The sequence below is a fragment of the Actinophytocola sp. genome (assembly GCF_035712165.1).
In the GTDB taxonomy this organism is placed as follows: domain Bacteria; phylum Actinomycetota; class Actinomycetes; order Mycobacteriales; family Pseudonocardiaceae; genus DASYTH01.
Genome location: NZ_DASTBH010000108.1, coordinates 1 through 10251, shown reverse-complemented (window position 1 = coordinate 10251; position 10251 = coordinate 1). Strand labels below are relative to the sequence as shown.

At 71.7% G+C, this 10251-nt stretch carries 9 protein-coding genes and 1 pseudogene; 2 read left to right on the top strand and 8 right to left on the bottom strand.

The window, feature by feature from the left end:
* The 6 genes from VFO68_RS05570 to VFO68_RS05545 all read right to left on the bottom strand — a co-directional run.
* Nucleotides 1–1104 (bottom strand): PPE domain-containing protein (locus tag VFO68_RS05570; RefSeq protein ID WP_325157071.1); only part of this gene is annotated, 1104 nt, incomplete at its 3' end.
* 4 nt (nt 1105–1108) lie between these two features.
* Nucleotides 1109–1759: a DUF3558 domain-containing protein gene (locus VFO68_RS05565; RefSeq protein ID WP_325157070.1), complete on the bottom strand. Its 651-nt coding sequence runs from the start codon at nt 1757–1759 to the stop codon at nt 1109–1111.
* Nucleotides 1719–2117: a hypothetical protein gene (locus VFO68_RS05560; RefSeq protein ID WP_325157069.1), complete on the bottom strand. Its 399-nt coding sequence runs from the start codon at nt 2115–2117 to the stop codon at nt 1719–1721. Before VFO68_RS05560 ends, VFO68_RS05565 begins: the two co-directional genes overlap by 41 nt.
* A gap of 82 nt (nt 2118–2199) precedes the next feature.
* Entirely contained in the window at nt 2200–3465 is a 1266-nt protein-coding gene (gene purD, locus VFO68_RS05555; RefSeq protein WP_325157068.1) for a phosphoribosylamine--glycine ligase, read from the bottom strand.
* A gap of 28 nt (nt 3466–3493) precedes the next feature.
* Nucleotides 3494–4492: a TAXI family TRAP transporter solute-binding subunit gene (locus VFO68_RS05550; RefSeq protein ID WP_325157067.1), complete on the bottom strand. Its 999-nt coding sequence runs from the start codon at nt 4490–4492 to the stop codon at nt 3494–3496.
* Entirely contained in the window at nt 4479–6587 is a 2109-nt protein-coding gene (locus tag VFO68_RS05545; protein ID WP_325157066.1) for a TRAP transporter fused permease subunit, read from the bottom strand. The genes VFO68_RS05550 and VFO68_RS05545 overlap by 14 nt, the downstream gene beginning before the upstream one ends.
* Nucleotides 6588–6682: 95 nt before the next feature.
* Between VFO68_RS05545 and VFO68_RS05540 the strand changes: the two genes are divergently transcribed.
* A complete protein-coding gene (locus tag VFO68_RS05540; protein ID WP_325157065.1) occupies nt 6683–7783 on the top strand; it encodes a glycerophosphodiester phosphodiesterase in 1101 nt (366 codons plus the stop codon).
* A gap of 214 nt (nt 7784–7997) precedes the next feature.
* Here VFO68_RS05540 and VFO68_RS05535 read toward each other — a convergent pair whose 3' ends face one another.
* Together VFO68_RS05535 and VFO68_RS05530 are read right to left on the bottom strand one after the other, a co-directional pair.
* Nucleotides 7998–8633 (bottom strand): class I SAM-dependent DNA methyltransferase, encoded by a 636-nt coding sequence (locus VFO68_RS05535; protein ID WP_325157064.1) that lies wholly within the window; start codon nt 8631–8633, stop codon nt 7998–8000.
* Nucleotides 8630–9919, bottom strand: coding sequence for an adenylosuccinate synthase (locus VFO68_RS05530; protein WP_325157063.1), 1290 nt, complete (start codon nt 9917–9919; stop codon nt 8630–8632). Before VFO68_RS05530 ends, VFO68_RS05535 begins: the two co-directional genes overlap by 4 nt.
* 71 nt (nt 9920–9990) lie before the next feature.
* Here VFO68_RS05530 and VFO68_RS05525 point away from each other — a divergent pair.
* Nucleotides 9991–10251: pseudogene (locus tag VFO68_RS05525) on the top strand (hypothetical protein); the annotation flags it as partial.

Genomic DNA, 10251 nt, shown 5'->3' with positions numbered 1-10251 from the left:
GTTGCGGGCCGGCTTGGCCTCCTCGTCCGGCACGGCGGCCACCGGTGCGGCGCCCTTGGCCGGACCTCGACCTTCCGGCTCGGCCGCGCCCGGCATCCCGGGCCGGCCCCGGACGAGGCGGTCCTTCTCGACGCTCGACCCGAGCGCCGCACCCTGGGCGCCGGCCCCGGCAAGCGCCGCCGCCGCGGGGAGGAACGCCGAGGGGACACCGCGCGGCAGGACCGGTGGCGGTGCGGGCGGGATGCCGGTCGCGAACGGAACGACCGGGCCGATTCCGGAGCGGTTGCCCGGCAGTCCGGGGCCGGGTTGACCCGGTTGACCGGGCTGACCTGGCAGTCCCGGTTGGCCGGGTTGACCCGGCCCCGGCACCGGTCCGGTGCCCGGCTGGCCCGGTCCGGGGACCGGCCCCGTGCCCGGCACCTCGCCGCCCGGCACGCCCGCTCCTGGCGGCAGCCCCCCGCCACCGCCGGGCAGCCCGGTGCCCGATCCGACCCCGGGAATCTGCGCGCGCCCCGTCCCCGGCGTGGCCGCCGGCGCCGTCGACAGTCCCATCCCCGGCGGCACCGGCAAGGTGCCGACCCGGCCGAGCACGTCGGAGCTGCTCTGCTGGTAGCCGTTCATGCCGGCCACCGCGTGGTCCCGGGCCGCGTTCGTGGCCTGCACGTCGCGCGCGTGGTCGGTGGTGTGCCCGAACATCCCGGCGAACCGGTCGACCCCGTTCAACTGGGTCGGGCCCCGCAGCGTTCCAGAGTCCGGCGCACTGTCCCGGGTGTGCGTGAACGTCCCGCTCTGCGTCGCCACACCCTCGGCCGTCTGCCCGACCGGCGCCGCCGCCTGCTCCGCGTACACCGCGGCGGTCTGCGTCGCCTGGGTTCCGCCCTCGGCGGCCTCGCCCTCCCAGGAGACTCCGAGCTGCGCCAGCTGCTGGCGCAGCACCTGATCGGTCTCCTCCAGCGCGGCAGCCAGCTTCACCAGCGCCCGGGACGCGTTCTGCAAACTCTCCGCCCCCGCGCCCCCGCGCAGCCCGTCAACCTGATCGGCGAGCGCGTGGTTGTCGTAGCCCTCGAACCGCAGGTCCCGCAGGCCGTAGTCGCCGTCCATCATCGCCTCACTTCAACGTCTTCAACGTCTCGACGGCCATCGCCGCAGCCTGTTCCGCCTTCTGGCACAGCTGTTCCAGCGTGAAGGTCCGGTCGTTGGTGTTGTCGAAGGTGACTATCAACTGCTGACCTTCCGCGACGTCCACGGAGGTCGAACAGTCGACCGCCTTCTTCCCGCTGGCCCCGGCCAACCAGTAGGTCGCGGCCGCGAAGCCCGCCACCGATCTGAGCTGGGTCTGCACGTTCCGCTTGCCGGTGAACCATGCCTCGACGCCTTCGTTGGTCACCGCGAGCGCGTCGTAATGCGCGAACGGCGGACGATCCGAAAACAGCCCGCACTCCCGCATCCCCTGGTAAATCTCGGTGGAACTCGCGAGGGGGCGTTTGCGCTCCACCGTGAGCGCGGCCAGTTGAGCACTGGTGAACAGGGCACACGGGTCGACGCCGTCCAGGCGCAACTCCGCCGGACGCGGCGGCACCGACACCCGCGGGCTGGGCGGAGCGCTGGTAGCGCTGCTTGCCGGCGGGTTGCTCGGGGCCGGACCCGCAGGCTGCCCAGCCTGGCTCGTCGTGCAGCCGGCCAACAATGCCAGCAGCAGACCGGCGACCACCACGAACCTATGCACGATCCGTCCCGAAAACAGCCGCGATCTCGTCATCGGTGTAGCCGTAGGCGCGGGCGCTCTCGGCGCACTGGTTCGCGAGATTGCGCAGACCCTCGACGTATGCCATGACCCGACTGGCGTAGGAATCTTCGTTGAGCACGAGCAGGTCGTTCCACGCCGGCGCGATCCGGGTGCTGACGGCGTCCTCCCCCGGCGGCGCAATCTGCAGGTCCCGCTTCAGCTGGAGGAACACATTGTCCAGCGCATCGGCCTGACCACTGATGATTTTGGCAGCGGCCAGGACGTTGTCCTTGGTGACGGTGAAGCGGCCGGCGGTGAGGCCGGCGTTGTACTGGTCGAGTTTGGCGAACGCTTCGTTGAGTCCGCGGCCGACGTCTCCGAGCAGTTCCATCCCCGGCACGCTCCCCACTCGTCGGAATAGTTCGCAGGCTACGCCGTTGCTTCGACGCGGCGGGTGGACGTTTGGTTCCCCGTCAATGTGGGGCGGGGATGCCGACCTCGTTGCGGGTGGCGCGCAGGGCGATGTCGGTGCGGTGGTGGGAGCCCGCCAGGTGGACGGCCTCGACCTTGGCGTAGGCGGCGGCTCGGGCCTGTTCGAGGGTCGGGCCGGTGCCGACGACTGAGAGCACCCGGCCGCCGGAGGACACGACCGCGCCGTCCTCGCGGCGGCGGGTGCCGGCGTGCAGGATGCCGTCCAGCTCGGCGCCGGTGATCACGTCACCGGTGCGTGGGCGGCCGGGATAGCCGTCGGCGGCGATCACCACGGTCACGGCGTACTCGTCGGACCAGTCGAGCGGGGGGGCCTCGGACAGGCGGCCGGTCGCGGTGGCGTGCAGCAGCCGGGCCAGCGGGGTGCGCAGCAGCGGCAGCACCACCTGGGTCTCCGGGTCGCCGAACCGGCAGTTGAACTCGATCACCTGCGGGCCGTCGGAGGTCAGTGCCAGGCCGGCATAGAGCAGGCCGGAGAACGGCGTGCCACGCGCGACCAGTTCGGCGGCGACCGGTTCGACGATCCGGGCGACCACGTCGGCGACCAGATCCGGGGCGGCCCAGAGCAGCGGGGCGTAGGCGCCCATCCCGCCGGTGTTCGGCCCGGTGTCGTCGTCGCCGACCCGCTTGAAGTCCTGCGCCGGCAGCAGCGGCACCACGGTCAGCCCGTCCACCAGGCAGAACAGCGACGCCTCCGGCCCGTCCAGGAACGACTCCAGCAGCACCGGATGGCCGGCGTCGAGCAGGGTCATGGCGTGGCTGCGGGCGGCGGCCGGGTCGGGAGTGACCACCACGCCCTTGCCTGCGGCCAGGCCGTCGTCCTTGACCACCCAGGTGGGACCGAACCGGGCGAGCGCCGCGTCCAGCCGGGCCGGGTTGTCCACGATCTCCGCGGCGGCGGTCGGCACGCCGGCCACGGCCATCACGTCCTTGGCGAACGCCTTGGACCCCTCGATCCGGGCGGCCGCCTCGGACGGCCCGAAGCAGGCGATCCCGGCCGCCCGCACCGCGTCGGCGGCGCCGGCCACCAGCGGCACCTCCGGGCCGACCACCACCAGGTCGGCCCCCCACTCGGTGGCCAGCGCCGCGACGGACGCGGGCGCGGTCACGTCCACGCCGTAGGCCTCCGCGAGCGCGGCGGTACCGGCATTGCCCGGAGCGCACGCCAACGCGGTCACCTCTGGGTCGTGGGACAGCGCGAGCAACATCGCATGCTCACGAGCGCCGGACCCGATCACCAGAACACGCACGGTGACCAGCCTAGATGCTCCCGGTTGCTCAGCTGACCCCGAGGGCCTGCTTCGCACCCGGATGCAGCGGCACCGGGTCGGTCTTCGGGGCGGTGTCGCGGCTGAGCTCCTTGGCCGACGGGTGCACCTTCACCAGGTCCGCCTGCTTGTCGAACACGAGGTTGGTGATCGCGCAGGCGTTGTTGGCCGCGAAGTCCTCCCGCACCAGCAGCATGTTCGGCACCACGATCGTCGGCGTGTCGCCGGCCATCTGGTAGGTCGCGGCCGGGATGCTGCCCCGGTCGTACACCGGGTTGATCTTCTTCAGGGCATCCAGCTGGCCGGTGATGTCGATGAACCTGACCTGATCGCGCATCGCGGTGGTCAGGTCGGTGATCTCCGGGGTGGGCAGGCCGCCCGACCACACCAGCCCGTCGAGCTGACCGGCCTTCATGCCGTCCACGGTCGGGCGCAGCGCCAGCCGTTGCGCCTGCACGTCCTTGGCCGGGTCGAGGCCGGCGGCCTGCAGCAACCGGTTGGCGATCACCTCGGTGCCGGAGTTGGCCGAACCGGTGGAGATCTTCTTGCCGCGCATGTCCGCCACGCTGTTGATCCCGCTGTCGGACCGGACCATGACGTGGGTGTAGTTGGAGTAGATCCGGGCCAGCGCGGTGACCTTCTGCGCCGAGGTGAAGCTGCCCTTGCCGTTCACCGCGTCGGCCGCGGTGTCGGCCAGCGAGAACGCCAGGTCGTAGTCCCCGGCGACCAGCTGCTTGATGTTCTGCACCGAGGCGCCGGTCTCCGCGGCGGTTGCCCGCAGCTTGGTGTTGGCGCTGATCAGCTGGGCCAGCCCGCCACCGAGGGTGTAGTAGACGCCGCCGGTGTTCCCGGTGGCGATGGTGATCCGGCCGTCGGCGGCCTCGCAGGTCACCTGCCCGCCGGAGGCCGGTGCGGCCGTCTGGTTGTCGGTGCGCTTCCCGCCGCACCCGGTGCCGATCAGTCCGATCGCCACGATCCCGGCCAGGATCGACGACTTACGCGTTCGCACGGTTGGCCTCCTTGCCCTCGTCCGGTTCCTCGGCTTCTACCGTGTGCCGCCGGGTCAGCACGTGCACGACGACCGCGGCCACGAGACAGGCGATACCGATGCCGACCGACACCGGCTGCAGGTAGAGCAGCAGCGCCGCGGCCAGCAGGCACAGCAGGCGTTCCGGCAGGCGGGCCGGGCCGAACAGCCAGCCGCCGGTCAACACGGCCAGCGCGGCGACGCCCAGCGCGGACGCGGCGGTCACCCACAGCACGTCCAGCGGGGGGCCGCGCAGCAGCAGGGCGGCGCCGTTGTCGGTGAGCACGAACGCGATCGGCACCAGGAACGCCGGCAGCGTGTACTTCCAGGTCTGCCACATGGTTTTCAGCACCGCGCCACCGGTGATCGCAGCCGCGGCGACGGCGGCCAGCGCGGTCGGCGGGGTCACCTCGGAGAGCACCGCGTAGTAGAAGATGAACATCGCGACCTCGGCCGGCGCCACACCGAGGTCGACCAGCGCCGGGCCGATCACCACCCAGGCGATGATGAACGACGCGGTGACCGGCACGGCGAGGCCGAGCACGCTGACCGCGATGCCGGCGAACACCACGGTGAGCACCAGCACGACCGTGGGGTTGTCGGACAGCGCGCGGGCCAGTTGCACCAGCGCGTCGGCGAGCACCTGGCCGAGCCCGGTCTTGGTGATCACCGACGTGATCACCCCGGCGGCCGCGCACACCGCGATCACCGGCAGCGCGCCGCGGATGCCGTCGGCCAGCGCGCCGGCCATGTCGGCGAGCCAGCGGCCCGCCGCACGCAGCCACCACGGGCGCTCGGCCGGCTCGCCGGTGCGGGCCTCGACCAGCCGGGCGCCCAGCGCGAACAGCGCGGCCACCCCGGTGGCGTAGACGACCGCGGTGAACGGCGGGATGTCCAGCGCCAGGAACACCACGATGATCGCGAGCGAGGCGAAGTGGTGCAGGCCGCCGCGCAGCACCCGCCACACGCCGGGCACGTCGACAGCCACCTCGCGGGCGCCGAACCGCCGGGCGTCCATCTCGACCGCGAGCACGATGCCCAGGTAGTACAGGATCGTCGGGATGATCGCCCAGACCATCACGGTCAGATAGGACGTCTCCAGGTACTCGGCGATGATGAACGCGGCGGCGCCGAGGGTGGGCGGGGACAGGATCGCGCCGATGCCGGAGGCGGCCAGCAGCCCGCCGGCGTTCTCCCTCGGGTAGCCGGCCTGGCGCAGCACCGGCCAGGTGATCGCGCCGAGCGTGACCGTGGTCGCGGTGCCCGAACCGGACACCGTGCCGAGCAGGAAGCCGGACGTGGCGGCGGTGCGGCCGGGGGCGGTGCGGGACCGGCGGAACAGCGCGAAGCTGAAGTCCACGAAGAACTTTCCGGCGCCCGAGGAGTTGAGCACCGCGCCGTAGATGGTGAACAGCACGATGTAGCTGGCCGCGACCCCGGTCGGGATGCCGTAGAAACCGCTGGGATCGTTGACCAGGCCGTTGACGATCTGGCTGAAGTCCACCCCGGCGTGCGCGACCGCCCAGTGCTGCGGCAGGTATCCGCCGTAGTAGGCGTAGGCCAGGAAAGCCAGGCACACCACCGGAAGCACCAGGCCGGTGGTGCGCCGGGCCGCCTCCAGAACCAGCACCAGCAGCAGCGTCCCGGCCAGAATGTCCCATGTGGACAGTTGGCCGCCGCGGTCGAGGAACGCGTCGTAGCCGCCGGCGAAGTCGCCGAACCCGAACGGCAGCACCGGATACAGGCCGACAACCAGGGCCAGGGCGGCCAGCGCGATGTCCACCGGGCCGGGATCGTCGGCGTCCGGGTCGCGCGGCCGCACGGTGCGCCGGTAGCACAGGTAGACCAGCGGCAGGGTGAGCCCCACGAAGATCACCAGATAGAACCCGGTGCCCTGGGAGAACGGGAAGAAAACCTGCCACAGCACGAGCAGGGCGATACCGACCGCGGCCACGTGCACGAACCGGCCCCAGCGGGCGCCGAGCCGGCGCGCCGGGCGCTCCTCGTCGTGCGCGCCGAGCGTGTCGATCGCCTCCGGCGGTTGCGCGAGTTCGCCCGCCCGTGGTTGCTGGATCATCAATTCGCAACCTACCGGTGGTTACTGTCCAACCGACCTTTCCGTACGTTTGGCTCAGTTGCGTTATCTCACCGTGACCTCATTGGAGACAGCCCATGAGCACGAAGTTTCCGCGTCTGGCCGCAGTGGCGGTGCTGACGCTGGCCCTGGCCGGCGGGGCGTCGGCCGTGGTCGCCGAACCCGCCGCGCCGACCGGGGGGCATCCGGACGCCCGGCCACTGGTACTCGGCCACCGGGGCGCGTCCGGCTACCGGCCCGAACACACCCTGGCCTCCTACGAACTGGCCGCGCGGATGGGTGCGGACTACATCGAGCCGGACCTGGTGACCACCAGCGACGGGGTGCTGGTCGCCCGGCACGAGCCGGAGATCGGCGGCACCACCGATGTGGCCGACCACCCGGAGTTCGCCGCGCGCCGCACCACCAAGTCGCTCGACGGCGTCGCCACCACCGGCTGGTTCGCCGAGGACTTCACCCTGGCCGAGCTGAAGACGTTGCGGGCCAAGGAAAGAATCCCGGACCTGCGGCAGGAGAACACGATCTGGAACGGCCGCGAGCGGGTGCCCACCCTGCAGGAGGTCATCGACCTGGCCAGGCGGCTGTCCCGCGAACTGCACCGGGAGATCGGCATCTACCCGGAGACCAAGCACCCCACCTACTTCCGAAAGCAGGGCCTCGCGCTGGAACCGAAGCTGGTGCAGATCCTGAACCGCAACGGCCTGAACCGGCCCGGCGCCAAGGTGTTCGTGCAGTCCTTCGAGGTGTCCAACCTCAAGGCGCTGGACCGCGAGCTGCGCGTTCCGTTGGTCCAGCTCACCTCCTCGGCCGGCGCGCCGTTCGACTTCGTCGACACCGGCGACCCGCGCACCTACGCCGATCTGGTCACCGCGGCCGGGCTGCGGGAGGTCGCCCGGTACGCCGACGGTGTCGGCCCGGAGAAGGTCCAGGTCATTCCCCGGGACGCGGCCGGCAACCTGACCACGCCGACCGCCCTGGTCCGGGACGCGCACGCGGCCGGCCTGCAGGTGCACCCGTACACCTTCCGGGCGGAGAACAACTTCCTGCCGACCAACCTGCGCTCCTCGGCCGACCCGAGGGAGTACGGCAACCTGTTCGCCGAGCTGGCCGCCTACCTCGCCGCCGGCATCGACGGGTTCTTCACCGACAACACCGACATCGGGGTGGCCGCGCGGTAACCCGGCTCTACCCCTTCGGCCGGCCGGACCACCGGCGCGGTCGGCGGCGGACGGTTCGATCATGGTCGTACTCCCGCCGCCGACCGAAGGGGTCTGCCCGATGCACATCACCGATGCCCACTGCGCCGAGGGGATGCATTTCTTCGGACATCCCCGGTGACATGGCCGAGATGATCGTGGATCCGCGCGACGGCGGGCCGGTGGAGTACCAGATCTACCGGTGCTGACGCCGGGCCAGCAGGTACAGCCGGGGCGTCGGGTACTCGTCGGGGTGCGGGTCGCGGCGGTGCTGTTCGACCACGGCGAAGCCGGCGGCTTCGAGCAGTGCGGCCAGCTCCGGCAACTCGACCAGCGTTGCCCTGCTGGACACCCCGCGGCCGAACCAGTCGTCCGCGCCCACCTCGCCGGTGCCGCCGTGCATGGCCAGCAGCAGTTCGCCGCCGGGCGCCAGCACCCGGGCGAACTCGGCGAACACCGCCGGCAGCTCCGGCCGCCGGATGTGGATCACCGAGTAGAACGCGACCAGCCCGGCCTGGCCGGCGTCCGGCACCGGCAGCGCGCGCATGTCGGCGACCTCGAACTCGAGATCCGGGTGGGTGGCGGCGGCCAGCGCCACCGAAGCCGGTGACAGGTCCACCCCGGTGACGGTCGCGCCGCGGTCGGCCAGGTACCGACTGATGTGCCCGGCCGGGCCGCAGCCGACGTCGAGCACCGGGCCGCTCACCCGCGCGGCGAAGCCGTCCAGCAACTCCCGGTCGAACGGCTTGCCGGCCAGCTCACCGGCGAACCTCTCGGCGTAGTCCCGCGCGACGGCGTCATAGGTGCGGGCTATGTCCGGCCACTCGGTCATGGGGCCAGTTCGTGCCGGACGATGGTCTGGTCGCGGCGCGGGCCGACGCCGATCGCCGAGACCCGGGCGCCGGCGAGCTCCTCGAGCCGCTCGACGTAGCTGCGGGCGTTGCCCGGCAGGTCAGCGAACGTCCGGCACTCGGAGATGTCCTCCCACCAGCCGGGCAGCTCCTCGTAGACCGGGACCGCGTGGTGCACGTCGGTCTGGGTCATCGGCATGTCGTCCACCCGCCGGCCGTCCACCTCGTAGCCGACGCAGACCGGCACGGTGTCCAACCCGGACAGCACGTCCAGCTTGGTGAGGAAGTAGTCGGTGATCCCGTTGACCCGCGCGGCATAGCGCGCGATCACCGCGTCGAACCAGCCGGTGCGCCGGGCCCGCCCGGTGGTCACCCCGACCTCGCCGCCGGTCTTGCGCAGCCGCTCACCCATCTCGTCGTGCAGTTCGGTGGGGAACGGGCCGGAGCCGACCCGGGTGGTGTAGGCCTTGAGGATGCCGATCACCGAGTCGATCCGGGTCGGCCCGATGCCCGAACCGGCACACGCCCCGCCCGAGGTCGGGCTGGACGAGGTGACGAACGGGTAGGTGCCGTGGTCGACGTCGAGCAGGGTGCCCTGCGAGCCCTCCAGCAGCACCACCTCGTCGCGCTCCAGCGCCTGGTTGAGCAGCAGCCGGGTGTCGGCGATGCGGTGGGCGAACTTCTCGCCGTGCGCCAGCACGCCGTCGGCCACCTGCACCGGGTCCAGCGCCTTGCGGTTGTACACCTTGACCAGGATCTGGTTCTTGAACTCCAGCGCGGCCTCGACCTTCTGCCGCAGGATCTTCTCGTCCAGCAGGTCCTGCACCCGCACCCCGACCCGGGCCACCTTGTCCTGGTAGGCCGGGCCGATGCCGCGACCGGTCGTACCGATCTTGGATTTGCCCAGGTGGCGCTCGGTGACCTTATCGATCTCGACGTGGTACGGCATGATCAGATGCGCGTCGGCGGAGATCAGCAGCTTGTTGGTGTCCACCCCGCGGCGGGCGAGCCCGGCCAGTTCCTCCAGCAGCACCCCGGGATCGACCACCACGCCGTTGCCGATCACGTTGGTGACGTGCGGGCTGATGATCCCGGACGGGATCAGGTGCAGGGCGAAGTCCTGGCCGTCCGGCAGGACCACGGTGTGCCCGGCGTTGTTGCCGCCCTGGTACCGCACGACCCACTGCACCCGCTCCCCGAGCAGGTCGGTTGCCTTGCCCTTGCCCTCGTCGCCCCACTGGGCGCCGATGACCACGATTGCCGGCATGTGAGACTCCCGGGGTGACTCAGCCGTTCAGGTGAAATTGCCGGTGATTGAGCGTAGTGCAGGAGGTATCGGTGGGCGCACTGGTGTTGGCCTGCGGGGTTCCCGCGAGCCGCCCGGACTGGGTCGTGGTCCCCGAACGGCCGGGCCGGGCCGATCTCGACCCGCTGCTCGCCGCCGGACCGGACCGGGTGGTGGTGGCCGGAACCGATGCCGACCTCGCCGCCGTGGTGCTGCGGCTGCTGCGCACCGAGCGCCTCGACCTGCCGGTGGGATACGTGCCGACCCTGCGCTCGGCCACCACGTTGTGGCGGCTGCCGCCGGCCGAGCGCGTC

Coding starts and splice junctions, on each gene's coding strand:
- VFO68_RS05565 (WP_325157070.1), bottom strand. CDS start 1,759: ATGACGAGATCGCGGCTGTTTTCGGGACGGATCGTGCATAGGTTCGTG.
- VFO68_RS05560 (WP_325157069.1), bottom strand. CDS start 2,117: ATGGAACTGCTCGGAGACGTCGGCCGCGGACTCAACGAAGCGTTCGCC.
- VFO68_RS05545 (WP_325157066.1), bottom strand. CDS start 6,587: ATGATCCAGCAACCACGGGCGGGCGAACTCGCGCAACCGCCGGAGGCG.
- VFO68_RS05540 (WP_325157065.1), top strand. CDS start 6,683: ATGAGCACGAAGTTTCCGCGTCTGGCCGCAGTGGCGGTGCTGACGCTG.
- VFO68_RS05535 (WP_325157064.1), bottom strand. CDS start 8,633: ATGACCGAGTGGCCGGACATAGCCCGCACCTATGACGCCGTCGCGCGG.
- VFO68_RS05530 (WP_325157063.1), bottom strand. CDS start 9,919: ATGCCGGCAATCGTGGTCATCGGCGCCCAGTGGGGCGACGAGGGCAAG.